General features: G+C 73.3%; 25 protein-coding genes and 1 pseudogene. 18 read left to right on the forward strand and 8 right to left on the reverse strand.

Features of this window, described 5'->3' with window-relative positions:
• Positions 1–181 precede the first annotated feature (181 nt).
• The gene (locus ACN268_RS24555) at positions 182–817 is read left to right on the forward strand and encodes a GNAT family N-acetyltransferase (RefSeq protein WP_421486983.1); all 636 of its coding nucleotides are present in this window, start codon (positions 182–184) and stop codon (positions 815–817) included.
• Positions 818–874: 57 nt separating this feature from the next.
• Here the strand turns inward: ACN268_RS24555 and ACN268_RS24560 are convergent, their stop codons facing one another.
• Positions 875–1525, reverse strand: coding sequence for a futalosine hydrolase (locus ACN268_RS24560; protein ID WP_421485172.1), 651 nt, complete (start codon positions 1523–1525; stop codon positions 875–877).
• Positions 1522–3279, reverse strand: a complete 1758-nt coding sequence (locus ACN268_RS24565; protein ID WP_421485173.1) for an MFS transporter — start codon at positions 3277–3279, stop codon at positions 1522–1524. Before ACN268_RS24565 ends, ACN268_RS24560 begins: the two co-directional genes overlap by 4 nt.
• Before the next feature lie 86 nt (positions 3280–3365).
• Between ACN268_RS24565 and ACN268_RS24570 the strand changes: the two genes are divergently transcribed.
• Positions 3366–4202 (forward strand): DUF3027 domain-containing protein, encoded by an 837-nt coding sequence (locus ACN268_RS24570; RefSeq protein ID WP_421485174.1) that lies wholly within the window; start codon positions 3366–3368, stop codon positions 4200–4202.
• Positions 4203–4213: 11 nt separating this feature from the next.
• Here the strand turns inward: ACN268_RS24570 and ACN268_RS24575 are convergent, their stop codons facing one another.
• Complete coding sequence (locus ACN268_RS24575) at positions 4214–4471, reverse strand: DUF2530 domain-containing protein (RefSeq protein ID WP_421485175.1); 258 nt, start codon at positions 4469–4471, stop codon at positions 4214–4216.
• Between the two features lie 89 nt (positions 4472–4560).
• Here ACN268_RS24575 and ACN268_RS24580 point away from each other — a divergent pair, with 89 nt between their 5' ends.
• From ACN268_RS24580 to thpR, 5 genes and pseudogenes are all read left to right on the forward strand, one after another.
• Entirely contained in the window at positions 4561–6039 is a 1479-nt protein-coding gene (locus tag ACN268_RS24580; RefSeq protein WP_421485176.1) for an NCS2 family permease, read from the forward strand.
• Between the two features lie 126 nt (positions 6040–6165).
• Positions 6166–6615, forward strand: coding sequence for a MarR family winged helix-turn-helix transcriptional regulator (locus ACN268_RS24585; protein WP_421485177.1), 450 nt, complete (start codon positions 6166–6168; stop codon positions 6613–6615).
• A gap of 66 nt (positions 6616–6681) precedes the next feature.
• Positions 6682–7986 carry an MFS transporter gene (locus tag ACN268_RS24590; protein WP_088643523.1) on the forward strand — a complete coding sequence of 435 codons (1305 nt, stop codon included), beginning with the start codon at positions 6682–6684 and terminating at the stop codon, positions 7984–7986.
• Positions 7987–8078: 92 nt separating this feature from the next.
• Positions 8079–8594, forward strand: a complete 516-nt coding sequence (locus ACN268_RS24595) for a hypothetical protein (RefSeq protein ID WP_421485178.1) — start codon at positions 8079–8081, stop codon at positions 8592–8594.
• Positions 8591–9160 (forward strand): annotated as a pseudogene (thpR, locus tag ACN268_RS24600) (RNA 2',3'-cyclic phosphodiesterase); the annotation flags it as partial. The gene ACN268_RS24595 and the pseudogene thpR, both read left to right, overlap by 4 nt.
• 158 nt (positions 9161–9318) lie before the next feature.
• Here the strand turns inward: thpR and ACN268_RS24605 are convergent.
• From ACN268_RS24605 to ACN268_RS24620, 4 genes are all read right to left on the reverse strand, one after another.
• The gene (locus ACN268_RS24605; RefSeq protein WP_421485179.1) at positions 9319–10305 is read right to left on the reverse strand and encodes an aldo/keto reductase; all 987 of its coding nucleotides are present in this window, start codon (positions 10303–10305) and stop codon (positions 9319–9321) included.
• Positions 10306–10355: 50 nt separating this feature from the next.
• Positions 10356–11435: a septation protein SepH gene (sepH, locus tag ACN268_RS24610; protein ID WP_421485180.1), complete on the reverse strand. Its 1080-nt coding sequence runs from the start codon at positions 11433–11435 to the stop codon at positions 10356–10358.
• A 188-nt stretch (positions 11436–11623) separates the two neighbouring features.
• Positions 11624–12751 (reverse strand): phosphoserine transaminase, encoded by a 1128-nt coding sequence (serC, locus tag ACN268_RS24615; protein WP_357757427.1) that lies wholly within the window; start codon positions 12749–12751, stop codon positions 11624–11626.
• 261 nt (positions 12752–13012) lie between these two features.
• On the reverse strand, positions 13013–14119 hold the full coding sequence (locus ACN268_RS24620) for a citrate synthase 2 (protein ID WP_145917623.1): 1107 nt from the start codon (positions 14117–14119) through the stop codon (positions 13013–13015).
• Positions 14120–14389: 270 nt separating this feature from the next.
• On the opposite strand from ACN268_RS24620, the gene pdxH reads away from it, so the two are divergent.
• The 7 genes from pdxH (at position 14390) to ACN268_RS24655 (ending at position 20463) form a co-directional block, all read left to right on the forward strand.
• Positions 14390–15019, forward strand: coding sequence for a pyridoxamine 5'-phosphate oxidase (gene pdxH / locus ACN268_RS24625; protein WP_421486984.1), 630 nt, complete (start codon positions 14390–14392; stop codon positions 15017–15019).
• On the forward strand, positions 15016–16308 hold the full coding sequence (locus tag ACN268_RS24630) for an MFS transporter (protein ID WP_421485181.1): 1293 nt from the start codon (positions 15016–15018) through the stop codon (positions 16306–16308). Before pdxH ends, ACN268_RS24630 begins: the two co-directional genes overlap by 4 nt.
• Positions 16309–16378: 70 nt before the next feature.
• A complete protein-coding gene (locus ACN268_RS24635) occupies positions 16379–17308 on the forward strand; it encodes an aldose 1-epimerase family protein (RefSeq protein ID WP_421485182.1) in 930 nt (309 codons plus the stop codon).
• A 2-nt stretch (positions 17309–17310) separates the two neighbouring features.
• Positions 17311–17913, forward strand: coding sequence for a nitroreductase family protein (locus ACN268_RS24640; RefSeq protein ID WP_421485183.1), 603 nt, complete (start codon positions 17311–17313; stop codon positions 17911–17913).
• Between the two features lie 179 nt (positions 17914–18092).
• Positions 18093–18398, forward strand: a complete 306-nt coding sequence (locus ACN268_RS24645; protein ID WP_088643534.1) for a type II toxin-antitoxin system VapB family antitoxin — start codon at positions 18093–18095, stop codon at positions 18396–18398.
• A 32-nt stretch (positions 18399–18430) separates the two neighbouring features.
• The gene (locus tag ACN268_RS24650) at positions 18431–19594 is read left to right on the forward strand and encodes an acyl-CoA dehydrogenase family protein (protein ID WP_421485184.1); all 1164 of its coding nucleotides are present in this window, start codon (positions 18431–18433) and stop codon (positions 19592–19594) included.
• A gap of 101 nt (positions 19595–19695) precedes the next feature.
• Entirely contained in the window at positions 19696–20463 is a 768-nt protein-coding gene (locus ACN268_RS24655) for a DUF4230 domain-containing protein (protein ID WP_421485185.1), read from the forward strand.
• Between the two features lie 177 nt (positions 20464–20640).
• On the opposite strand, the gene ACN268_RS24660 is transcribed toward ACN268_RS24655, so the two are convergent.
• Positions 20641–20847 carry a PspC domain-containing protein gene (locus ACN268_RS24660; RefSeq protein WP_208565635.1) on the reverse strand — a complete coding sequence of 69 codons (207 nt, stop codon included), beginning with the start codon at positions 20845–20847 and terminating at the stop codon, positions 20641–20643.
• 296 nt (positions 20848–21143) lie between these two features.
• On the opposite strand from ACN268_RS24660, the gene ACN268_RS24665 reads away from it, so the two are divergent.
• Genes ACN268_RS24665 through ACN268_RS24680 form a run of 4 tightly spaced genes read left to right on the forward strand, consistent with a single transcriptional unit; the run spans position 21144 to position 26103 of the window.
• The gene (locus ACN268_RS24665; RefSeq protein WP_421485186.1) at positions 21144–22514 is read left to right on the forward strand and encodes an L-serine ammonia-lyase; all 1371 of its coding nucleotides are present in this window, start codon (positions 21144–21146) and stop codon (positions 22512–22514) included.
• Positions 22515–22573: 59 nt separating this feature from the next.
• Positions 22574–23401: an ABC transporter permease gene (locus ACN268_RS24670; protein ID WP_421485187.1), complete on the forward strand. Its 828-nt coding sequence runs from the start codon at positions 22574–22576 to the stop codon at positions 23399–23401.
• Entirely contained in the window at positions 23402–24142 is a 741-nt protein-coding gene (locus tag ACN268_RS24675; protein WP_420116350.1) for an ABC transporter ATP-binding protein, read from the forward strand.
• Entirely contained in the window at positions 24139–26103 is a 1965-nt protein-coding gene (locus ACN268_RS24680) for a DUF5941 domain-containing protein (protein WP_421485188.1), read from the forward strand. Before ACN268_RS24675 ends, ACN268_RS24680 begins: the two co-directional genes overlap by 4 nt.
• The last annotated feature ends 11 nt before the right edge of the window (positions 26104–26114 follow it).

Raw genomic sequence — 26114 nt, forward strand, 5'->3', positions numbered from 1 at the left:
GACGGTCGCACTGCCGGTCGAGCCGGCGTCGTCGGTGGCCCCGACCACAGCCTCGGCTACAGCGCCGACCACAGCCCCGGCTGCGGCCCCGACCACAGCCCCGGCTACAGCGCCGACCTCGGCCCCGACCACAGCCCCGCCTGCGGCGTCGGCTGCCGAGGTGACCTGTGCGCTGCCGCCGGTGCCACACGACGACCTGCGGGACACCGCCGGGCGGCGCTATCCGGCCCACCTCGACGTCTGGCCGGTGCGGGAGCCGAAGGACTGGCCGGGTGCCTGGTGGGCGGACTGGTACAACTTGCCGCCCCCGCTGTGGCCGCTGCGGTTGCCGCCGGCGGCGTACGTACGGAATCGGGGACACCGGGACCGGCGGCGGGCGGCGGAGCGGGTCCGTCGGGACGTCAGGGTCCGGTGGGCGGAGGGTGACGGTCGGCCGGCGACCGCCTGGCGGTTCGTGGCCGAGCTGCCCGACGGCACCCTCCTGGGGGAGTTGCGCGCCCACGAGCGTGACCCGCACCTGGTCCGTGGGGACGACGGGGACCGGCCGCGCGAACTCGTACTCGACGGGGTGCTGGTCGCGGTCGGGCACCGGCGGATCGGCATCGGTGACCGGTTGATGGCGGCCATGACACGGCGGATGGACGAGACGGGCATCGGCCTGGTCCGCACGGTGGTCGAGGAGCACATCGCCATCCGCTTCCTGTCGGCCTGCGGGTTCCGGGTCGCGTCCGCTCGTCCCCTCGCCATGGCCCTGGCACGCCCGGCAGGGCCCGCGCCCCGGCCACCCCGACCGCCGGGAACACTCCGACCGCCGTAGCCGCCCGGCCGGCCGGATTGCCGCAACCGTCCGGCCCCCGGGCTGGCGGGTGGCGGCTCAGGACAGCGCGCGGGCCGCCTCGGTCAGGGCGGTGAACGCCTCCCGCATCCGCCAGCCGTCGCGGTCCCGGGGGCCGACCGGGTTCGAGACGGTACGCAGCTCGGCGAAGGGGAGGCCGGCCTGCGTGGCGGCGACCGCCACCGCGTACCCCTCCATGGCCTCGGCCACCGCGTCCGGGTGCCGGTCGGCCAGGGCGGTGGTGCTCGCGGCCGTGCCGGTGACCGTGCTGACCGTCAGCACCGCCCCGACGACCGCCTGTGGGAGTGCGGCGCGCAGCGCGCCCAGCAGCACCCGGTCGACGTCGATGGTGGGGCCGCCACCGAGCAGTTCCGGTGGCATGCCCAACTCGTCGACGGGGATGAAGCCCGTCGGGGACTCGGCCCCGAGGTCCGCGGCGACGCTGCGGGAGGCGAGCACCGTGGCGCCGACCGGGGCGCGGCCGGCGAAACCGCCGGCGATCCCGGCGCTGACCACCGCGCGGTAGGGGCGACCGGCGGCCTCGGCGAGGGCCAGCATCCGGGCCGTGGTGGCACCGGCCACGGCTGGACCCACGCCGATCGCCCGGACGGTCACCGTCGGATCGGTCAGCCCGGCCCGGACGGCCTCCGCCTCGGCCGGTACGGCGGTCAGCACCAGCAGGCCCGTCACGACACCGACCCCGGCGACTGCCGTCGCTGGTCGTCGTCGACACCGCTGCCGCTGCCCGGGACGGCCGAGGACGGCCGGTAGATGTGGTAACCCGGCGGGGCCAGCCCGTCGGCGGAAGACCTGGAGTCGCCCGCCCCGCTCGGTGCCGGTGAGGTGGGCGCGGCGCGGGCCGCCGCCTCGGCCGCCGCGTCGTCGGCGCTCTCGGCCAGCTGATCGGTGGTCGGGCCGGCGCGGTCGCCGTCCGGTCGGTCGGCGGCGTCCCCACCGGTACGGGCCGCCGGGTCGTCGGTGGCGCCACGGCCACTGCGGGCGCGGCGTGCCGCGTCGTCGGCGGCGTCGGCCCGGTCCTGGGCGGCCAGTTCCTCGTCGGTGAGCGGCCGGCCGAGCAGCCGCTGGGCGCGGAGCCGGCCGGCCACGACGACCCCCCGGACGGCGGCGAGGACACCCACCCCGGCAGCGACCGCGATGCCGATCCGACCCTCGAACGGGACGAGGCCGAGCCCACCTCCGGCGACGAAGGCGAGCATCAGGACGGTCTCCGAGTGGGCGAAGGAACTGGCCCGCAGCCGTTCGGGAATCCGTTCCTGGATCGAGGCGTCCACGGCGAGCTTGGCGATCCCGCTGGACAGGGCGGCGACCAGGCAGAACAGTGCCACCATCGGCAGCGAGAACTTCAGCACGGTCAGGATGCCCACCCCGGCCACGATGATCATCGTGCTGGACTGGATCGCCGCCGGCCGGTGGATGCGCAGCCGGGTGCCGACCGCGGTGGCCAGGAAACCGCCCACCGCCAGCGCCCCGCCGATCAGGCCCAGCGCCGCCTGGTCGTTGAGTTCCCGGCCGAACAGGTCGTTGGTCAGGTCCCCCTTCTTCAGGGCGAACGCCAGGAAGAGCAGGAGGAAGCCGTAGAGCGCGCGCAGGCCCGCCGCCCCGATCAGGGTGGCGATCACCAGCCGGCCCGCCGGTCGCCCCCTACCCAGCGGACGGTCGCCCTTGCGGCGCAGCGCCCGCAGTGGTCGGGGCACCCGCTCGGGCGGCTCGGAGTCCGCCCGGGGTGGCAGCCGCAGCGCGATCACCATGCCGACCAGGAAGATGACCGAGGCGACCCGCAGCGGCCACTGCGGCCCGAACCAGAACGCCGCCAGCCCCAGCGGGGCCACCAGTGCCCCGGCCACCGTGCCGTAGACGCTGGCCCGCGCCCCCACCTGGGACAATCCGAGACCCTCCGGCAGCAACCGGGGTACGGCGGCGGACCGGGCCACCCCGTACGCCCGGGAGAGCGCCAGCACGCCGAACGCGGCCGGATAGAGTCCGAGGCTGCCGAGGTAGTCGGAGATCAGCCAGGCGAGGAAGGCCCGGCCGAGCATGGTGGTGGCCAGCGCGTACCGGCGGCCGTGCCGGAAGTGGTCGAGCAGCGGACCGACCACGGGGGCCAGCATCGCGAACGGCACCATCGTGACCAGCAGGTAGAGCGCGACCTTGCTGCGGGCCTCGCCGAGCGGGACGTCGAAGAAGATGGTCCCGGCCAGGCCGATGGCGATCAACGTGTCCCCGGCGCAGGAGACGGCGTGCAGGTCGAACAGGCGGACCATGCCGGTCTCGCCGCCGGCCCCCCGCGCGCGGGCCGAGCCGGCGCGGCGGGTCACCCAGCGTCCGCCGTTGACCGAGCCACGCAGCAGCAGGCGGGTGGCGCGGATGCCGGTGCCGACGGTCCGTCCCAGGACGGACGACCCGGAGCGGGAGAACAGCGGCATGTGCACCATCCTTGCCCATCTGCTCCAGGTACGCCGCACCACGGGGGAAGACTCACTCGGGGAGTGCCTGTCAGCGCGCGGCGCGCATGGGGAACAATGGTCGGGTGACCAGGCCCGCTCCCGCCCGTGCCGCCCGCCTCGACCAGGTCTGCGCCGCCGCCGTCGAGGTGGCCCGCGACGCGATCACCGAGGTGGAGCCCTCCGACATCGGCGACCACCTGCGGGCCGTCGCCGAGGGCGACCGGGTCGTCACCCACTATTTCGAGTGTCTGCTCGGTGGCTACCGGGGTTGGCGCTGGGCCGTGACGGTCACCCGGGTGCCGCGCAGCCGGCAGGTCACCATCTGTGAGACGGTGCTGCTGCCCGGCTCCGACGCGCTGCTCGCGCCAGGCTGGCTGCCCTGGCAGGAGCGCCTCCAGCCGGGTGACCTCGGCCCCGGTGACCTGCTGCCCACCCCGTCGGACGACGACCGGCTCGCCCCCGGCTACCTGCTCTCCGACGACCCTGCGGTCGAGGAGACCTCCTGGGAGCTGGGCCTGGGCCGCCCCCGGGTGCTGTCCCGCGAGGGACGGGCCGAGACGGCCCAGCGCTGGTATGACGGCGACCACGGCCCGTCGGCGCCGATCTCCACCGCCGCACCCGCATCGGCCCGCTGCGGCACCTGCGGCTTCTACCTGCCGCTGGCCGGTGCACTCCGGCTGGCGTTCGGGGCCTGCGGCAACTTCTACGCCCCCGACGACGGTCGGGTGGTCAGCGCCGACCACGGGTGTGGCGCGCACTCGGAGACCCTGGTGGAGACTCCCGAGCCGGTGGTCGACGAGCTTCCGACGGTGTACGACGACAGCGCGGTCGAGTCGATGACGGTGGACGTCGCGCCGACGGCCGACGAGCCGGTGCCGGTGGAGTCGACCGACCCCGCCTGACCGTCGGACGGTCAGCCCCGGGGGGCGGTTTCCCGACGGCGACGCCGGTGGGCGTCGTGCCGCATCATCGTGACCAGACCGGGAAAGCCCCACAGGAACCCGGCCAGACAGGTCCAGAGCCAGTCCTGGTGGCCGTGTTCGGTGAGCCACCCACGGAAGAAGACCAGCAGGAGGAGCCCGGCCACCGCCCAGGCGACCAGCCCGGCGACGGCGAACGGGACCATCGGCGGGTCGAGTGGTTCGGGTCGGGGTGGTTGCTCCTGCGGCACGGGCAGAAGCGTACCGCGAAGTACTTTCCCGGCCCGCCGCTGATCTGGGACGATGCGCGCGACAACGGTAGATCATTTGCGAGGACCTGATGGCCATTGCGCCGCCGGACAACGGCATTCCCTCTGATCCCGCTCGACCCCGGAACGGTTTCGACCGGTTCTTCGAGATCTCCGCCCGTGGCTCGACGATGAGCCGCGAGGTACGGGGTGGCCTGGCGACCTTCTTCACGATGGCGTACATCGTGGTACTGAATCCGTTGATCCTGGGCGGGGCCGTCGACGGTGACGACCAGAAGCTCTCGATCCCCGCGTTGGCCGCCGCGACCGCGCTGGTGGCGGGCCTGATGACGATCCTGATGGGGGTCGTCGGGCGGTTCCCGATGGCGCTGGCCGCCGGTCTGGGGGTGAACGCGCTCGTCGCGTTCGAGATCGCCCCGCAGATGACCTGGGCGGACGCGATGGGGCTGGTGGTGATCGAGGGTGTGCTCATCGCGATCCTCGTGCTCACCGGCCTGCGTACGGCGGTGTTCCGTTCGGTCCCGACGCAGCTCAAGACCGCGATCGGGGTCGGCATCGGGTTGTTCCTGACCATCATCGGGCTGGTCGACGCCGGTTTCGTCAGGCGGGTGCCGGACGCGGCGAACAGCACCGTGCCGGTGGGCCTCGGCATCAACGGCAAGATCGTCAGTTGGCCGATGCTGGTCTTCGTGGTCGGCCTGCTGGTGACCCTGGTGCTGGTGGTACGCCGGGTACGCGGCGCGATCCTGATCGGCATCCTGGCCTCGACCGTGCTGGCGATCATCGTGGAGGCGGTCGCCAAGGTGGGCCCGTCCTTCGTCGACGGCAAGCCCAACCCCGAGGGCTGGTCGCTGAACGTGCCGAAGCTGCCCGAGCGGCTCGTCGACATCCCCGACCTGTCGCTGCTGGGCAACTTCAACGTGCTGGGCTCGTGGAGCCGGGCCGGTTGGCTGATCCCGCTGATGTTCGTCTTCACCCTGTTGATCACGGACTTCTTCGACACGATGGGCACGATGGTCGCGATCGGCCAGGAGGGGGACATGCTCGACGAGCAGGGCACCCCGCCCCGGGCGAAGGAGATCCTGCTGGTCGACTCGATCGCCGCTGCGGCGGGTGGCGCGGCGAGCGTCTCCAGCAACACGTCGTACATCGAGAGCGCCTCGGGGGTCGCGGAGGGTGCCCGGACCGGGGTGGCCAACCTGGTCACCGGTGCCCTGTTCCTGCTGGCGATGTTCCTGTCGCCGCTGTCCACGGTGGTGCCGTTCGAGGCGGCCTCGACGGCGCTGGTGGTGGTCGGGTTCCTGATGATGACCGCGGTGCGGACGATCGACTGGACCGACTACGAGATCGCCATCCCGGCGTTCCTCACCATCACCCTGATGCCGTTCACCTACTCGATCTCCAACGGTATCGGCGCGGGCATCATCAGCTACGTGGCGCTGAAGCTGGCCAAGGGGAAGGCGCGGGAGGTCCACCCGCTGCTCTACGCGGTGGCGGCGCTGTTCGTGCTCTACTTCCTGCGGGGGCCGATCGAGTCCGCGGTGATGTAGCCCCACCCGTCGGCCTCCGGGCCGGGCGACCCGTCGGGATGCCCGGCCCGGGGCGGCGGCATTCCCCCTCGTGAGCATGGTCATATGGCATGTCATTAGCCAGGCTCATTAGTTAGGCTAACGACTGTGACGGAGCGGACGGTGACGGCGAACCGCGTGCCACCGGCGCAGCTGGCACCCCAGCTGCGTGATGCGATCACCCGACTCAACCGGCGGGTCCGGCAGGCCCGCCCGGTCGGCGACCTGACGGTCACCCAGCTCTCCGCGCTCACCAGCCTCCGGCTGGCGGGTGCGCTGACGCCCCGGGAGCTGGCCGACGTCGAACGGGTCCAGCCACCGACGATGACCAAGATCGTCGCGAAGCTGGAGGAGCGCGGCCTGGTGCAGCGCACCCCCCACCCGACCGACGGCCGGCAGGTCATCCTGGCGGCCACCGAGTCAGGTCGGGCCGTGCTCGACCAGTTCGAGCGGGCCCGCGACGAGTGGCTGGCCAGCCGGCTGGCCGCGCTCACGGAGGACGAACGCGACACGCTACGGCGGGCCGCCGAGATACTCCAGCAGCTCGCCCGCGCCTGACGCCCCACCGGGTCCGCGCCGTCCGCCGTCGATGACGCGTACCCGGCCCGAGGAGGCGCACCAAGAGTGCAGGCGAAGCTGAGCACGATGTTCCAGTCCCTACGAGTCCGCAACTACCGACTCTTCGCCACCGGACAGCTGGTCAAACTGATCGGCGTCTGGATGATGTTCATCGCCCAGGACTGGCTCGTCCTTGAGCTTTCGGACAATTCCGCCACCGCGCTCGGCGTGGTCACCGCCCTCCAGTTCACCCCGGTGCTGCTGCTCACCCTGCTCTCCGGCCGGCTCGCCGACCGGTACGACAAGCGGATGCTGCTGTTCGTCGCCAACGCCTTCTGGACGGTGCTGGCGCTGGGGATGAGCCTGCTGGTGCTCACCGGCCTGGTCGAGCTGTGGCACGTCTTCGCGTTCGCCGCCCTGCTCGGCATCGCCAACGCGGTGGAGACCCCGGTCCGGCAGGCGTTCGTCAGCGAACTCGTCGGCACCACCCTGCTGCCCAACGCGCTCTCGCTCAACGCGGCGGTGTTCAACTCGGCCCGGATCATCGGCCCCGCCGTCGCCGGCCTGGCCATCGCCGCGTTCGACGTCGGCCCGGTCTTCCTGTTCACCGCCGTCAGCTCCGTCGCGCCGCTGGCCAACGTGGTCCGGATGCGGCCGGCCGAGCTGTACCGCAAGGAACTCCCACCGCTCGGCGAACGGGACTCGGCCAAGATCATTGACGGGCTGCGCTACGTCCGCAGCCGCCCCGACCTGCTGCTGCCGATGGTGGTCATGTCGGTGATCGGGATGTCGCTGTTCAACTTCCAGCTCACCCTCGCCGCACTGGCCAAGACGGTCTTCCACACCGGGGCCGCCTCGTTCGGCCTGTTCAGCACCGCGCTGGCGGTGGGCGCGCTGGTCGGGGCGCTCGCCGGCACCGGCCGGCGCAGCCGTCCCTCGGTCTGGCTGGTGCTCGGCGCGGCCGTCGGCTGCGCGGTCTTCGGCACCCTGGTCGGCCTCGCCCCGGCGTACTGGCTGGTGGTGACCCTGCTGTTGCCGACCGGCTTCTTCATGGTCTTCTTCGCCCAGGCGGCCAACCAGCGGGTGCAGCTCGGCACCGACGCCGCCTTCCGGGGCCGGGTGATGGCGCTGTGGGTGCTGGTGTTCCTGGGCACCAACCCGGTCGGCGCGCCGATCATCGGCTGGGTCGCCGAGACCTTCGGCGCCGGGGCGAGCATCTGGATGGGTGGGCTCATCTCCCTGGCCACCGCCCTGCTCGCGCTCACCTGGCAGCTCCGCCGCTCCGGGGCCCGGCTGCGTTTCCGGGTGCTGCCCATGCCCCGCTTCTACGTGGTGTCCCGCACCGGGCTGCTCACCCCCAGCGGGCGGTGAGCGGTGCCGTGCGTCCCGGCGACAGACACGCACAGCGTTCAGATAGCAACAAAGCGGTGGCGCGCGGACCCGGCGGGCCTTAGCGTCGAGGTGTGGCAGGCGAGAGCGCACTGACGCTGGTACTGGCTATCCTCGCCGTGGCCTGCCTGCCGGCGGCGTTCGCCCTGGTCTTCTGTTTTGACGAGATTCTCGACCGGGTGGCCTGCGGCTGGGCCGAGTGGCGGGAACGCCGCCGGGAACGCCGCACCATCGCCCGGCTCGACCGGGCCCTCGCCACCGACCCGGTCACCGGCGAGGTCGACCTGACCGAGCTGGACCGGTCCGACCGCCGCCCCCTCGAACTCCTCGCCGCCGACCTGCACCGCCTCGGCCGGCACCGGCTCGCTGCGGGCGGCCGCTCGGTGGTCTGGCACAGCTCGGTCATCGAGGCGTACGACGACCGGCTGCGCGCCGCCTGCCGGGCACTGGGGATCGCCGAGCACCTGGCCGAGCTGACCGGGGTCGACCGGGAGATCGAACGGGTCCGGGTCGAGGGGCTGCTCGCCGACGCGGGGCTGGGACTGCCGGCCACCCGTGCCGACCGCCGCCCCCGTGACCGGCGGGCGTGAGACTCTTCGTCGCGGTCTACCCGCCGCCGTCCGCCGTCGCCGACCTCACCGCCCGGACGGCCCGGCTGCGGGTGGGCGCGGCCACCGCCGCCGGCCTCGACGTACGCCTGGCACAGCCGGCGCACCTGCACGTCACGCTGGCCTTCCTCGGCGAGGTGGCACCCGGTCGACTCGCCGAGGTCCAGGGTGCCCTCGCTGCGGCGGCCGGGACCGCCCGTGCCGGCTGGACGCACCCGCCCCGGCTGCGGCTGGGTGGCGGGGGCTGCTTCGGCAAGGGCCGCTCCACCGTGCTCTGGGTGGACGTGTCGGGGGAGGTGCCGGCGCTGCGTACCCTGGCCCGGCTGATCCGCGCAGAGCTGGACCGGGCCGGCCTGCCGTACGACGGGAAGCCGTTCCGCCCGCACCTGACGGTGGCCCGTCCCGGGGACCGGCTCACCCCGTCCGAGGTGGAGGCCGACCGGCTCGCCCTCGACGCCCACCTCGGCCCGTCGTGGCCGGCCACCGACCTGGTGCTGGTCCACAGCCGCCCCGGCCCGCACCACACCCCCCTGGCCACCTGGCCCCTGGCACCGCGCCCGCCTGCCCGCCCCGACGCGCTGCCCCGCCCCGACGGGCTGCCCCGCCCCGACGCGCTGCCCCGGCGCAACGGGGGCGACACAGCGGTGTCCGAGCGTTCGGACACCGCCACATCGCCCCCGTTGAGTTGATCACCCCGGCGGGTGGGTCACCAGGCCCAGGCCTCCGGACCGGGGCCGCCGTTGCCGACCGGCGGGAACAGTTCGTCGAGCCGCTGCTCCGTCGCCTCGTCGATCTCCACCGAGAGCGCCCCCAGGGTGTTGTCGAGCTGCGTCACGGTACGCGGGCCGATGATCGGGGCGGTCACCCCGGGCCGGGAGAGCAGCCAGGCCAGCGCCACGTCCGCCGGGTCCTGACCCCGCTCCGCGCAGAACTTCTCGTACGCCTCGATGGCCGGCCGGTGTGCGGCGAGCCCGTCGGCGGCGCGACCGGCGGTGCCCCGCGCGGCCCCGCCCTCGGCCATCTTGCGCAGCACCCCGGACAGCAGCCCGCCGTGCAGCGGCGACCACGGGATGACCCCCAGCCCGTAGTGCTGCGCGGCGGGGATCACCTCCAGCTCGACGTGCCGGGTGAGCAGGTTGTAGATGGACTGCTCGGCGACCAGACCGAGGAAGTTGCGCTTCCCGGCGGCGGTCTGTGCCTGGGCGATGTGCCAACCGGCGAAGTTGGACGACCCGACGTAGATCACCTTGCCCTGTGCGACCAGGGTCTCCATCGCCTGCCAGATCTCCTCCCACGGGGTGCTCCGGGAGACGTGGTGCATCTGGTAGAGGTCGATCACGTCGGTCTGGAGCCGGCGCAGCGAGTCCTCACAGGCCCGGACGATGTGCCTGGCGCTCAGGCCCTGGTCGTTGGGCCACTCGCCCATCTTGCCGTAGACCTTGGTGGCCAGGACGACCTTGTCCCGCCGGCTGCCGCCCTGGGCGAACCAGCGGCCGATGATCTGCTCGGTGATCCCCTCACCGGTCTGCCAGCCGTACACGTTGGCGGTGTCGAAGAAGTTGATGCCGTGTTCGAGCGCCCGGTCCATGATGGCGAAGCTGTCCGGCTCGGACGTCTGCGGCCCGAAGTTCATCGTGCCGAGGCAGAGCCGGCTCACCGACAGACCGGTGCGTCCCAGATTCGTGTACTCCATGACCCCACCCTGGCACGCGCGGCGGAACACCGCCGGGGTGGAGCCCCGGATCAGGAGGACTCGCGGGCCGCCGGGCCACTGCCGAACAGGACGTCGTCCCAGCTCGGCAGGCGCTTACGCGGCTTGCCCGAGGCGTCCGTCGACTCGCCGCCGGCGGCAGCCGCCGCGCCGGTGCGGCGCGGCCGGAGCACCGCCAGCGACGGCACGGCCGGGACCTCCTTCGGCGCGTCCGAGTCGTCGTCGAAGGCGGAACCCTGCCCACCGCCGAGCAGCGCGGCGGCGCCGCCGCCGACGGCCCGCTGACGGGGGGCGTCGGCCCCGGCCAGCGCGGCCGGGGAGCGTGGGTCGAGACCCCGCCCCGAGGTGCCGCCGAGCGGACGGTCCAGCGAGGCGAGCAGCGCGTCCCGGCCGGCCCGGATCGGGTCCCGGCCCGGTCGGGCCTGCTCGTTGGCGGCCGGCAGGCCGTGCCCGCCCCGGCTCGGCTCACCGCGCGACGGGCCGGGCAGCGCGTGGCCGCCCCGCTCCGGTGCCGGCTCCTGGCCGAGGATCGGGGTGGGACGCTCGGCGCAGAGGTACTGCGCCATGTCGTCGTGCGGGGTGACGTTCTGCCGGAGCTTGTCGAGATCCCAGACGGCCTGCGCGGTGGCCTTGCCCGACGGCCAGGTCGCGATGATCCGCCAGGTGCCGTCGTCGCGCCGGAAGGCGTCCCAGGAGATCTTCTCGGTGTCGATGCCGTGCTGGGCCAGCCGGCCGTTGACCACCTCGGCCAGCGGGGTGGCCTTCTCGGCGCCCTTGAGCCGGGTGCGCCGGGCGTGCTGGGCGAGCATGGCCCGCTCCTGGAGCACCGGACCGGCGTAGCGCAGCACCCGGTCGACGGGGACGCCGGCGATCCGGGCGACGTCCTCGGCGGACTCGCCGGAGCGGATGCGGGCCTGGATGTCCCGGGGGGACAACGACGGGGTCGGATCGACCCCGACCGGGACGACGGCGAGCGGCGGCGTGCCGGGCTCGGCGTGCAGCACGGTCGCGATGCGTTCGTCGATGGGGAGGGCGAGCAGGCGCCCGACCTCGTCGGCGAGCACCAGCGCCTGGCCGTCCTCGGAGAGGGCGACGAAGCGTACTGGGCGCATGGCGTAGCCTCCGTCCCGCTTCGCTGGCCGTCACGCCACGAGCCGGCCACCCGGGCGTCCTCGCACCACCGTACGCCCATCTGCCCACAGGTGGGGGAGGTGAATCCGCATGTCGCGACTGAGCTGCGGCAATGATCACAGTGGGTGGCCGCAGCAGCCGCTGCGACCACCCACCGTGACGGATGTGATCAGAGCCGCTCGACCACGTAGTCGATGGCGGCGGTGAGGGCCTCCACGTCGGACGGTTCCACCGCCGGGAAGAGCGCGACCCGCAGCTGGTTGCGGCCGAGCTTGCGGTACGGCTCGGTGTCGACGATCCCGTTGGCCCGCAGCACCTTGGCGATCGCGGCGGCGTCCACCCCGTCGGCGAAGTCGACGGTGGCGACCACGTTGGAGCGCAGCGTCGGGTCGGTGACGAACGGGGTGGCGAACGCGGACCGCTCGGCCCAGCCGTAGACGATCCCGGCGCTCTCGGCGGTGCGCTTGGCCGCCCAGCTCAGGCCGCCCTGCGAGTTCATCCAGTCGGTCTGCTCGGCGGCCAGGAAGATGGTCGCCAGCGCCGGGGTGTTGTACGTCTGCTCCAGCCGCGAGTTGTCGATCGCGGTGACCAGGTCGAGGAAGGCCGGGATGTAGCGGCCCGAGCCCTTGATCTCGGCGGCCCGCTCCAGGGCGGCCGGCGACATCAGGGCCAGCCAGAGACCGCCGTCGGAGCCGAAGCACTTCTGCGGGGCGAAGTAGTAGACGTCGGTCTCGCCGACGTTGACGTCCAGACCGCCGGCCCCGGAGGTGGCGTCGACCAGCAGCAGCGAGCCCGGGTCGGCGTCGGCGACCCGGCCGATCGGCACCGCGACACCGGTGGAGGTCTCGTTGTGCGGGGTGGCGTAGACGTCCACCCCGGCCTCGGCGACCAGGCTCGGGGCGCTGCCCGGCTCGGACTTGCGGACGGTCGGCTCACCGAGGAACGGCGCGTCGGAGACCGACTTGGCGAACTTCGCGCCGAACTCGCCGAAGCTGGCGAACTGGGCCCGGTCACGGACCAACCCGAAGGTGGCGACCTCCCAGAAGGCGGTGGTGCCGCCGTTGCCGAGGACCACCTCGTAGCCCTCGGGGAGGGAGAAGAACTCGGCCAGGCCCCGGCGGAGCCGGGCGACCTCGGCCCGGACGGTCTGCTGCCGGTGCGAGGTGCCCAGGAAGCTGGTCGCCACGTCGGCGAGCGCGGAGACCGCCGCCGGACGGACCTTGGACGGCCCGCAGCCGAACCGCCCGTCGGCGGGCTTGATGTCGTCGGGAATCCGGATGGTCGGTGCGTCAGCCACGGTTTTCTCGATCCTTCCGCATGGGCGAGGGCGGGCCCTTCAACGGGCGCGGAGCCGCCGCGGACGCGCGCTGGCGCACGTCGTGGCCGGGTCCGGGCCTGGTCCGGCGACACTGCCGGCCTTCATCCTCGCACCCGTGGCGGCCCGGATGCCGGCTGGTCCCAGGCCCGGGGCTGAGGCGTCGGACACACCGGGGGCGGGTGGCCGGCCACGCGCAGGGGGCGTCGACCGGCCGGTCGACGCCCCCTGCGGCAGGTGTGCTCAGACGCCGTGCGGGATGGCGTCCCAGCCCTCGACCTGCTGCGGCTTGCGGGTGCCGGGCCCGACGTAGCGGGCCGACGGGCGGACGAGCCGCTGGAGCTTCTTCTGCTCCAGGATGTGCGCCGACCAGCCGCCCATCCGGGCGCAGGTGAACATCGAGGTGAACATGTGCGCCGGCACCTCGGCGAAGTCGAGCACCACGGCCGACCAGAACTCGACGTTGGTGGCGAGGACCCGGTCCGGGCGACGGGCCTGGAGCTCGGCCAGGGCGGCCTTCTCCAGCGCCTCGGCGACCTCGAAGCGCGGTGCGCCCAGCTCCCGGGCGGTACGCCGGAGCACCCGGGCGCGCGGGTCCTCGGCCCGGTAGACGCGGTGGCCGAAGCCCATCAGCCGCTCGCCCCGGTCGAGGACGCCCTTGACGTACCCCTCGGCGTCGCCGCTGCGCTCGACGGCCTCCAGCATGGTGAGCACCCGCGACGGCGCGCCGCCGTGCAGCGGCCCGGAGAGCGCGCCGATGCCCGACGAGATGCAGGCCGCCGCGTCGGCCCCGGTGGAGGCGACGATCCGGGCGGTGAAGGTGGAGGCGTTCAGGCCGTGCTCGGCGGCCGAGATGAAGTACGCGTCGACGGCCTTGACGTGCCGGGGGTCGGGCTCGCCGCGCCAGCGCTTCATGAACCGCTCGACGATGGTCTCCGCCTTGTCGATCTCCTTCTGCGGCACCGCCGGCAGACCCAGCCCGCGGGCGGACTGGGCGACGAAGGACAGCGCGGTGACCGAGACCCGGGCCAGGTCGGCGCGGGCCTGGGCGTCGGAGATGTCGAGCAGTTGACTGAGCCCCCAGTACGGGGCGAGCATCGCGACCGCGGACTGCACGTCGACGCGGATGTCACCGGAGTGCACCGGCACCGGGAACGGCTCGGCGGGCGGCAGGCCGGGGCCGAAACGCCCGTCGACCAGCAGGGCCCAGACGTTGCCGAAGGAGACCTGGCCGATCAGATCCTCGATGTCCACGCCCCGGTAGCGCAGCGCGCCGCCCTCGCGGTCCGGTTCGGCGATCTCGGTCTCGAAGGCCACGACGCCTTCGAGGCCCGGTTTGAAGTCGGCCATGTCGTCTCCTGGCTTCTGGCTCGGTGCGCCCGCCACGGGCTCGGTCCGGCCCGGTACCTAAGGCGACCCTCAGTGATGTGTTCTCGCCATCTTGCCTGGTGAGTAACCAAGCGCGCGACCCGCTGCGACTGTGCTGCACGCGACATCCCCGCCGCTGGACGCCGGGGTGCGCTCCGTGAGACTGGTCGGTGGGCTGACCAGCGTCGTCGGGACGCGGACGGCCGGCGTGAGGAGGACGACGTGACGGGCGACACACCCGCCCTGGCGGCCATGCGGCACGAGTACGCCGCCGACCTGGGGCTTTCCGAGACCGACCTGGCCGCCGACTGGCCCACCCAGTTCGGCCGCTGGCTCGCCGACGCGGTCGCCGCCGGCCTGCCCGAGCCGAACGCGATGGTCCTCGGCACCGCCGACGCCACCGGTCGGCCCAGCGGCCGGACCGTGCTGCTCAAGGAGTACGACCCGCAGGGGTTCGTCTTCTTCACCAACCACGGCTCGCGCAAGGGCACCGAACTGGCCGACAACCCGTGGGCCAGCCTGGTCTTCCCCTGGTTCCCGATGCAGCGGCAGGTGGTGGTGACCGGCCGGGTGGCGCAGGTCGGGCGGGGTGAGACCGAGGCGTACTTCGCGTCCCGGCCGCGCGGCTCCCAGCTCGGGGCCTGGGCGAGCACCCAGTCGGCGGTGGTGCCGGACCGGGCCGCGCTCGAGGAGGCGTACCGGGAGGTGGCCGAGCGGTTCCCGGCCGGAACGCCGGTCCCGGCGCCCCCGCACTGGGGCGGGTTCCGGGTCCACCCCGAGACGGTGGAGTTCTGGCAGGGCCGGGCCGGCCGGTTGCACGACCGGCTGCGGTTCCGCCGGGTCGAGGGGGACGGCTGGACCGTCGAGCGGCTGGCCCCGTGACCGCCGTCACACCGATCCGGCCGGGGCGGGCCCGTCGGCTGGCCATCGACCTGCGCCCACTGCGGGTCCCCGCGTACCGCCGGATGTGGCTCGGCAACACGGTGGCGATGTTCGGGTTCCAGTTCACCGCGGTCGCCGTTCCGGTGGAGATGTACGCGCTGACCCGGGACTCCTTCTGGGTCGGGCTGCTCGGGGTGGCCGGGTTCCTGCCGCTGCTGGTCTTCGGGCTGTGGGGCGGGGCGGTGGCCGACGCCCGGGACCGGCGGCGGGTGCTGCTGGCCGGCTCGGCGCTGCTCTGGCTGTCGATGCTCGGCCTGCTCGGGCACGCGCTGTCCGGGCTCGGCAGCCCGGTGCTGCTGCTGGCGCTGGTGACGGTGCACTCGATCGCGTTCGCGATCAGCTCGCCGGCCCGGTCGGCGATCCTGCCCCGGCTGCTTCCGCCCGAGCTGGTCCCGGCGGGCAGCACCCTGAACTACACCACCTTCACCGCCGCGGCGGTGGCCGGCCCGCTCGCCGCCGGCCTGGTCTTCGCCGGGTTCGGCACCGACGCCGGGCTGCCGGTCGCCTACGCGGCCGACGCCCTGCTGTTCACCGGGCTGGTGGTGGCGACGGTACGGCTGCCCGCGATGCCCCCGGCCCCACCGGCCGAGGGTGAGGCGCGCCGGGGTGGCCTGGCGGGCATCCTCGACGGGTTCCGCTACCTGGCCACCACGCCGGTGCTGCTCTCGTCGTTCGCCATCGACCTGATCGCGATGATCCTGGCCATGCCCCGGGCGCTCTTCCCCGAGGTGGCGCAGGAGCGGTTCGGCGGCGGGGCGGCGGTCGGGTGGCTCTACAGCGCCATCGCGATCGGCGCGATGCTGGGCGGGCTGACCTCCGGCTGGATCGGCCGGCTGCGGCGGCAGGGGCTCGCTCTCGTGGTGGCGGTGGTCGGCTGGGGGCTGGCCATCGCGGCGGCCGGGCTGGCCCGGCAGCTCTGGCTGGTGGTGCTGCTGCTCGCCGTGGCCGGGGCGGCTGACCTGGTCAGCGCGGTGCTGCGGCAGTCGATGCTGCTGATCTACGCGCCGGACCGGATGCGCGGCCGGCTCCAGGGGGTGAACACGGTGGTGGTGGCCGGCGGGCCCCGGCTGGGCGACCTGCGGGCCGGGGCGATGGCCGCCGGGTTCGGTGGCTCGGTCGCCTGGGTGGCCGGCGGGCTGCTCTCGGCCGGGCTGGCGGTGCTGCTGGTGGTGGGTTTCCCGGCCCTGCTGCGCTACCGGGCGGGCACGACGGCACCGGGCCGTGGCTGAACTCCCGTGCCGGGTGGGACGGGTGCGCCGGGTCCGGCGGGCGGCCCGGGGCACGGACTAAGGTCACGGCATGGACAACGCTGCGCACCGCCCGCCCTCGGGGACACAGTGGACGATCGCCGCCGACGGCCACGAGGCCGTCATCGTCGAGGTCGGCGGTGGGATTCGGGCCTACCGGCGCAACGGGGTCGACTACCTCGACGGGTACGCGGAGGACGAGATCACCCCCGGCAGCGCCGGGCAGGTGCTGGCTCCCTGGCCGAACCGGATCAGGGACGGGCAGTACTCCTTCGGTGGCCGGTCGTTGCAGCTCGACCTGACCGAGCCGACCCGGGGGGTCGCCCTGCACGGTCTGGTCAACTGGGTGCGCTGGCAGCCGATCGAGGAGTCGGCCGACGCGGTGACCCTCGGCTACGACCTGCCGCCCACTCCCGGCTACCCGTGGTCGCTGCGGCTGCGGAGCCGGTGGAGCGTGGGCGCGGACGGGCTGCGCGGCGAGCACGAGGTGACCAACACCGGGGCCGAGGCCGCGCCGTTCGGCTTCTCCGTCCACCCGTACCTGCGGCTGGCCGGGGTGGCCGTGGACGACCTGACGATGCGCCTGCCTGCCCGCAGCCGGCTCCAGGTCGACGCCCGGTTGCTGCCGATCGGGGCGACCCCGGTGGCCGGCACCGAGTACGACTGGACCACCGCCCGGCCGATCGGCGACGCGCAGCTCGACCTCTGCTTCGGGGACGTGATCCGGGACGACGACGGTGGTTCGTCGGTGACCCTGACCGCCCCGGACGACGCGGACGGGGTGCGCCTGTGGGCCGACCACCAGTTCGGCTGGTGGCAGGTCTTCACCGGGGACGCGTTGACCGGCGAGCGGCACCGCCGGTCGGTGGCGGTGGAGCCGATGACCTGCCCGCCGGACGCGTTCCGCTCCGGTCGGGACGTGATCGCGCTGGCCCCGGGGGAGACCTGGCGGGGCACCTGGGGCATCCGGCCCGGGGTCTGAGCGTGGAGTTCGGCGAGGTGGTCCGGCGTCGCCGGATGGTGCGCAACTACGACCCGGACCGTCCGGTCCCACCGGAGGTGGTGCAGCGGCTGCTGGACCACGCGGTCCGGGCGCCGTCGGCCGGCTTCGCCCAGGGCTGGGGTTTCCTGGTGCTGGAGGAGCCGGCGGACCGGGACCGGTTCTGGGCGGCGGCCACGCCCGGCGGTGGTGGGCGGGAGCGGTGGCTGGCCGGGATGCGCCGGGCCCCGCTGATCGTGGTACCGCACGCCAACCGCTCGGCCTACCTGGAGCGGTACGCCGAGCCGGACAAGGGCTGGGTGGACCGCTCGGAGGACCGCTGGCCGGTGCCCTACTGGTACGTCGACACCGGCTTCGCCGCGCTGCTGATGCTGCTCACCGCCGTGGACGAGGGGTTGGGGGCGTGTTTCTTCGGCGTCCCGCCGGACCGGCTGGCGGCGTACCGGGAGGCGTTCGGGGTGCCGGGGGAGTACCACCCGATCGGTGCGATCACGGTAGGTTACCGTGCGGTCGATCACCGGTCACCGTCGTTGCGGCGGGGGCGTCGGCCGGTGGACGAGGTGGTCCGGCGCGGCCGGTGGAGTTGATGCCGGTTCGTACCCTGCGCGGTGGGTGTCGGGGCGAGGGAAACCGACAACAGGGAGCAGAACGTGGTGTGGCGGGGGCGGATAGGCTGGCACCGTGATCGGTGCCGCACGGTGCGGCAGCTCGGCGTGACCCGGCACCACGCCGAGGGTCGGCCCGACCACGGGGAGGGGAGCGTGCCGTGATCTTCAAGGCGGTCCGGGACGGGCGTCCCTATCCGGAGCACAACCTGACGCTGAAGCAGTGGTCGGAGATCCCGCCCCGCCCGTTGCGGCTGGATCAGCTCATCACCACCAAGCGCGAGCTGGCGCTGGACAAGCTCCTCGCCGAGGACTCCACGTTCTACGGCGACCTGTTCCCGCACGTGGTGCAGTGGAACGGTGGCCTCTATCTGGAGGACGGCCTGCACCGGGCGTTGCGCGCGGCCTTGCAGCAGCGCAACCAGATCCACGCCCGGGTGCTGGTCTACAACGGCCAGCCCGAGTGACGTCCGCCTGAGCAGTCGTTAAGGTGGCGGCCATGGGCACCCCGCTTGACCTGCTGGACGTGGACGCCTCGCTGAGCGAGGAGGAGCGTCAGATCCGGGCCGTCGTCCGCCGGCTCGTCGACGACCGGGTCCGCCCGCACGTCGCCGGCTGGTACGAGGACGGCGACGTCCCGGCCCGGGAGCTGGCCCGCGAGTTCGGCCGCCTCGGCCTGCTCGGCATGCACCTGACCGGGTACGGCTGCGCCGGCGCCTCGATGGTCGCGTACGGCCTGGCCTGCCTGGAGTTGGAGGCCGGCGACTCCGGCGTACGTTCCCTGGTGTCGGTGCAGGGTTCGCTGGCCATGTACGCCGTCCGGCGCTTCGGCGACGAGGAGCACAAGCAACGCTGGCTGCCCGCGATGGCCGCCGGTGAGGCGATCGGCTGTTTCGGGCTGACCGAGCCCGACCACGGCTCCGACCCGGCCTCGATGACCACCCGGGCCCGCCGCGACGGCGACGACTGGGTCCTCGACGGCGCGAAGATGTGGATCACCAATGCGCCGATCGCCGACGTCGGGGTGATCTGGGCACGGACCGACGAGGGGGTACGGGGTTTCCTCGTACCGATGGACACCCCCGGGGTGACGGCGCGCGAGATCCGTCGCAAGATGTCGCTGCGGGCCTCGGTGACCGGCGAGATCGCCCTCGACGGGGTGCGGCTGCCGGCGGACGCCCTGCTGCCCGGCGCGGTCGGGCTCAAGGCGCCGCTGAGCTGCCTGACCGAGGCCCGGCAGGGCATCGTCTGGGGCGCTCTCGGCGCGGCCCGGGACTGCCTGGAGACGGCGCTGTCCTACGCCGGCACCCGGACCCAGTTCGGCCGGCCGCTGGCCGGCTTCCAGCTCACCCAGGCCAAGCTCGCCGACATGGCGGTGGAGTGGAACAAGGGCCTGCTGCTCGCCCTGCACCTGGGCCGACTGGCCGACGCGGGCACGCTACGCCCGGACCAGGTCAGCGTGGGCAAGCTGAACAACGTGCGGGAGGCGCTGGCGATCGCCAGGCAGTGCCGGACGATCCTCGGCGCGAACGGGGTCTCCGGCGAATACCCGGTGATGCGGCACGCCAACAACCTGGAGAGCGTGCTCACCTACGAGGGCACCTCCGAGATCCACCAACTGGTCGTCGGGCAGCGGCTCACCGGGTTGTCCGCCTTCGGCTGACCACCGCCCGTCACCCGTTCGGGTCGCTCGCCGCGCGCCCGTCGTACGGTGGCCGTACCGTCATCGACAGAGGCACGTGTCTGACGAGGACGGTGAGGGCGATGGCCCGCGACGGTGAAACCCCCCAGAGTGAGTTCCCCGGCTACCCGACCGCCGACACACTGCGTACCCGGTCGGGCGACCCGGTCGACCCCGACACCCCACCGACCGACCCGCCCCGCTCGGGCGGCGGTCCGGCCCGGGGGCTGCTCTGGGTGCTCGGCGCGGCGGCGTTGGTCGTGGTGGTGCTGCTCGGCACGCAGGTGACCGGGATCTTCCCGGACTTCCGCAACCCGTTCGCCAAGGAACAGACCGACCGCAGCCAGCCGCCGCTGCTCAAGTCGATCCAGGATCTGAGCCGTTACGTGGCGGCCGAGGGCAACTTCCAGGTCGTGGTCGACCTCCAGAACGACCGCAACAACGTGCCGGAGTTCCTGCTCAACCAGCGGACGCTGTTCGTCGGGGCGGGCAGCGTCGAGGCGTACGTCGACTTCGGCAAGATCGGCGAGGGGGCGGTGGTGCCGTCCGCCGACGGCAAGTCCGTCGAGATCAAGCTGCCCGCGCCGCAGCTCGGCGAGACCAACCTCGACATGGACAAGAGCTACGTCTTCGCCGAGGAGCGCGGCCTGTTCAACCGGATCGGTGACCTGGTCAAGGGCGACCCCAACCGGCAGCAGCAGGTCTACCGGATGGCCGAGGAGCGGATCACCACGGCGGCCCGGGACAGCGGCCTGGCCAAGCGCGCCGAGGAGAACACCCGCAAGATGCTGGAGGGCCTGCTCCGCTCGCTCGGCTACGAAAAGATCACCATCACCTACACGGCCCCCTGACCAGAAGCGCCACCGCCACGCGGCCCCGGTGCCGCGTGGCGGTGGGCGCTGCCGGGGGTCCGACGGCGGTCTTGGTGATCAAGAGGTTGGCGTCATTGTCGATCTTTAAGTTGACGCGAACCTCTTGATCACCGGGCGCAACCCGGGCGGGGCCCGGGCGGGTGGGGCCTGGGGCGGTCAGTAGGTGGTGGTGGCGTAGCGGTCCTCGTTGGGCATCAGGATCCACAGCACCAGGTAGACGATCACCTGCGTGCCCGGCAGCAGCAGCGACAGCAGGAACAGCAGCCGGACCAGGGTGGCCGAGGTGTTGAACCGGCGGGCCAGGCCGGCACAGACACCGGCGAGCATGCGCCCCTCGCGGGGCCGGACCAGTTTGCGACTCATCGTCTAACTCCACTCTGCGGCGATCCGCCGCGCTGCATTCCACGGTAGGAAGGGGCGGCCACCGTGCCCTCCGTCCCGAGGGTGATCCGGTGACCCCGTACCCGTAGGTGGTTACCCGAGTCGACCCCGGCCGACGCCTACCCGCGGCGACGACGGGGTGCGGTGGGCCGGGCGGGTAGGCTCGCCGGTCGACACCGCCCCCATCCCGGGCGGGATCAGCAGGTCACCGGCGACCCCGGCGGCCACGGACCCGGCCCGACCCGGCACCACCCGGGCGACGGCGAGGAAGCGCAGCGATGATCAGTGTCTTCGACCTCTTCAGTGTCGGCATCGGCCCGTCCAGCTCCCACACGGTGGGCCCGATGCGGGCCGGGCGCACCTTCGTCACCGGGCTGAAGGCCGACGGGCTGCTGCACACCGTCACCCGGGTCCGGGCCGAGCTGTTCGGCTCGCTGGGCGCCACCGGCCACGGCCACGGCAGCGACCGGGCCGTGCTGCTCGGCCTGGCCGGCGAGAGCCCGGAGACGGTGGACACCGACAGCGTCGGCCCCCGGGTCGCCGAGATCCGCGCCCGGGGCCGGCTCGCCCTGCTCGGCACCCAGGAGATCGACTTCGAGCCGGACCGGGACATGGTGCTGCACCGCCGCCGGTCGCTGCCGTACCACCCGAACGGGATGGTCTTCTCGGCCTGGGACGCGGCGGGGGCGCAGGTCCGCGAACGGACCTACTACTCGGTCGGTGGCGGGTTCGTGGTCGACGAGGCGGCGGCCGGGGCGGACCGGATCACGGTGGACACCACCGCCGTGCCGCACCCCTTCTCGACCGGTGCCGAACTGCTCGACGTCACCACCGGCACCGGCCTGTCGATCAGCGGGGTGATGCTCGCCAACGAGCTGTCCTGGCGCAGCGAGCCGGACGTGCGGGCCGGGCTGCTGGACATCTGGCGGGTGATGCGGGAGTGCGTGGCCCGGGGCGGCACCCGCGACGGCGTACTGCCGGGTGGGTTGCGGGTCCGGCGGCGCGCCGCCGAGCTGCGCCGCAGCCTGGAGGCCGACGCCGGCTCGACGGACCCGCTGCGCGCGATGGACTGGGTGACCCTGTTCGCGCTCGCGGTCAACGAGGAGAACGCCGCCGGAGGCCGGGTGGTGACCGCCCCGACGAACGGCGCGGCCGGGATCATCCCGGCGGTGCTGCACTACTACACCCGGTTCGTGCCGGACGCCTCCGACGAGGGGGTGGTGCGGTTCCTGCTGGCCGCCGGGGCGATCGGGGTGCTGTTCAAGGAGAACGCCTCGATCTCCGGGGCCGAGGTGGGCTGCCAGGGCGAGGTCGGGTCGGCGTGCTCGATGGCCGCCGCCGGGCTGGCCGAGGCCCTCGGCGGCACCCCCGAGCAGGTGGAGAACGCCGCCGAGATCGGCATGGAGCACAACCTCGGGTTGACCTGCGACCCGGTCGGGGGGCTGGTGCAGATCCCCTGCATCGAGCGCAACGCGGTGGCTAGCATCAAGGCGATCACGGCGGCCCGGCTCGCGCTGCGCGGCGACGGGGTGCACCACGTCTCGCTCGACAAGGTCATCAAGACCATGCGCGAGACCGGGGCGGACATGAAGGTCAAGTACAAGGAGACGGCACGCGGCGGCCTGGCCGTCAACGTGATCGAGTGCTGAGGGGCGTTCGTTCACCGACTGCTAACCTGTCGTCCGTTGTTGTCAGGCGGGAGGCGACGGTGACCGCAGGCGTCACGGCGTTGTGGTCGCACCGCAACTCACTGCGCATCCTGGTCAGACGCGATCTCGCGGTGAAGTACCAGCAGTCCGTGCTCGGTTACCTCTGGTCGCTGATCGAGCCGCTGGGGATGGGCGCGATCTACTTCTTCGTCTTCGGGGTGCTCTACTCCGGGCCGACCAACAGGCACCTCGGCGAGGCCGCCGGGTCGTACCCGCTGTTCCTGATCACCGGCATCTTCGCCTGGATGTGGACGAGTTCGGCGCTGAGCGAGGCGACCAACGCGCTGACCGGGCAGTCCCGCCTGATCACCACCATGAACGTGCCCCGGCAGGTCTTCCCGATCGGCCGGGTCACCGGCCGGTTCGCCGAGTACGTCGCCGGCCTGCCGATCCTGCTGGCCGTCGCCGCCGTCTACGCCGCCAACGGCCGGATCGGGCTGGGCTGGTCGCTGCTGAGCCTGCCGCTGGCCGTCGCCGTGCAGGGCACCCTGCTGATCGGGCTGGCCCTGCTGCTGTCCGCGGTGAACGTGCTGATGCGCGACGTGGAACGGTTCATGCGGCTGGTCATCCGGGTGCTGTTCTACGCCACCCCGATCATCTACCCGTTGAGCCTGGTCCGGGAGTCGGGCATGCCGGGCTGGATCAAGGTGGCGTACGAGCTGAACCCGCTGGTCGGCATCTTCCAGCTCCAGCACGCCATCTGGTACCCGGACGAGTTCCCCGACGCCCGGCTGCTGACCACCACGATCGCCGGGAGCCTGCTGGTGCTGGCGGCCGGCTGGTGGGCGTTCCGCCGGCTCGAACCGGCCGTGCTGAAGGAACTGTAGGTGCCGCCGATCATCGAGGCGCAGGGGCTCGGCATCCGGTTCGTCCGCAACCGGCGTCGGCAGCTCCGGCTGCGGGAACTGTTCATCCACCGGGGCGGGCGGGCCGCCACCGACCAGTTCTGGCCGCTGCGGGACGTCTCGTTCACCGTCGCGCCGGGCGACACGCTCGGCGTGATCGGGCGCAACGGCACCGGCAAGAGCACCCTGCTGCGGCTGATCGCCGGGGTGCTGATCCCCGACGAGGGGCGGATCACCGTCTCCGGTGACGTCGCGCCGCTGCTGGAACTCTCCGCCGGCTTCTCCAACGACCTGACCGGCCGGGAGAACCTCTACCTGGTCGGCGGGCTGCACGGGCTCTCCACGGGCTACCTGCGGCGGCACTTCGACGACATCGTCGGGTTCGCCGGTGAGCAGGTGGAACGGGCCATCGACACCTCGGTGCGGCACTACTCGTCGGGGATGAAGGTGCGGCTCGGGTTCGCGATCATCTCGCACCTGCCGCACCCGATCCTGCTGATGGACGAGGTGACCGCGGTGGGCGACGCGGAGTTCCGCCAGAAGTGTTACTCGACGATCGACCGACTGCTCGCGGAGGGGCGCACCTTGGTGCTGGTGTCACACAACGAGAAGGACCTGACCCGGTTCTGCCGTCGGGGGCTCTACCTCGACGGCGGGCGGCTGACCGTGGACGGGACGGTCGCCGAGGCGCTCGACGCGTACCACGCCGCGGTGCCGCGATGACCGTGGCGATCGTGCTCGCCGCCGGTGCGCCGGCCGCGGGCCTGCCCACCGGCACGGGCGAACCGCTGGCCGACCGGCTCGCCGGGCAGTTGCACCGGGCCGGGGCGGACCGGGTGCACACCGTCACCGACCTGCAGGCGCTCGCCGCCCTGGTGGACACCCTCACCGGCCCGGTCCTGGTCACCGGGGGCGACCTGGTCGCACACACCGCCGTACTGCGGCACCTGGCCACCAGCCCGGTCGGCCCGACGGTGGCCCTGGTGCTCACCGACCCGCCGGCCGCCGGCGCGACGCAGGTGCGCGAGGAGCGCGGGCAGGTGGTCGACGCCGGCCCGGAGCTGCCCGACGCCACCGGCGTCTTCGGCGGCGCGGTGCGGGTCGGCGCGGACGACCTGCCGGCGCTGGCCGCCGCCGCCCGCTCGGCGGCCGTCGCCCCGGCGTCAGGTGCCGCCGTGGACCGGCTGTTCGCCGCGCTGGCCGACCTCGGCACCCTGACCTTCGCCCACCGGGTACGCCTGCTCGTGGCGCACCGGGTCGCCGACCCGGCCGGGCTGGCCGCCGCCGAGACGGCCCTGGCCGGGGTGGACGAGGACCGGGCGCAGCTGCGGCTGTCGGTGAAGGAACGGGACGACTTCTTCACCACCTACTTCGTCAGCACCTGGTCGCCGTACGTGACGAAGGCGTGTGCCCGGCTGGGCCTGACGCCGACCGGGGTCACCATGATCTCGGTGCTGTTCGCGGTGGTCGCGGCGGTGCTCTTCGGTGCCGGCGGGCGGCCCGCCCTGGTGGCCGGCGCGGTCCTGCTCTACCTGGGCTTCGTGCTGGACTGCGTGGACGGGCAGTTGGCCCGCTACACCCGGCACTTCAGCGCCTGGGGCGGCTGGCTGGACACGATGGCCGACCGGGCCAAGGAGTACCTGGTCTACGCCGGGCTGGGCTACGGCGCGACGCACGCCGGGTTCCGCTACGGCTGGGCGCTGGCCATCGCCGCGATGACCTTGCAGACCGTCAGGCACATGACCGACGCCTGGTACGGGGTGCTGCACGACGAGGCGGCCCGGCGTCCGCGCCCGGCCGGCCCGGCCGCCGGGGGGATCGGCGGGAAGCTGAACGCCGCCTCGACCCGGGTGCAGGCGGACACCGGCTCGGTGTCGTACTGGCTGAAGCGGACGGTGGTCTTCCCGATCGGCGAGCGGTGGGCGCTGATCGCGGTCACCGCCGCGCTGTTCGGGCCGCTGGTCAGCCTGGTCTCGGTGCTGGTGTGGGGGGTGCTGGCCTTCGGCTACACGGGCGCGTTGCGGACCCTGCGGGCGCGCTGGATGTGGGTGCCGGTGCTGGACACCGTCGACGCGACGCTGCACCGCGACGATGGTCCGCTGGCGGCCCGGCTGCCGGTGGTCCGGCCGATGGGCCCGTTGACCCTGGCGGTGCTCGGGGCGCTCGGGCCGGCGGTGCTGCTGGTGGTGGGGTTGTTCCGGGCGGCCGGTGACGGCGATCCGGGCGGCCTGCGCTGGTGGCTGCCGGTGGCGCTGGTGGTGCTGCTGGTCGCCGGCCTGGGCGCGGGCGCGGCGCACAACGGGCCGCTGGACTGGCTGGTGCCGGCGGCGCTGCGGGCCGGCGAGTACCTGTTCGCCGCCGTGGTCGGGGTGGTCGGCGGGGTGCCGGCGTGGCTGGTCTTCGGGTACGTCTTCGTGCTGACCGTGCACCACTACGACCTGACCGCCCGGTTGGAGAAGCGGCAGGCGGCCCCGCCGTTGCACGCCTGGACGCTGGGCTGGGAGGGCCGTTCGGTGCTGCTGGCGGTGGCGGCGATCGCCGGATTTGCCGCCCCTGCCATGGCTACAATCGGTACGTACCTTCTAGTGGTGTTCGTGGCGAGTGTCGTGCTGGCCTGGGTCGTCCTGCCGGCGCGCGCGGGCCGGGCGGCTGCCGTACCGGTGCGGGGGGCTTCGCCGGGCTGACGACGGGGGCG

Origin of the sequence: Micromonospora sp. WMMD735 (assembly GCF_049178995.1) — a bacterium.
In the GTDB taxonomy this organism is placed as follows: domain Bacteria; phylum Actinomycetota; class Actinomycetes; order Mycobacteriales; family Micromonosporaceae; genus Micromonospora; species Micromonospora wenchangensis.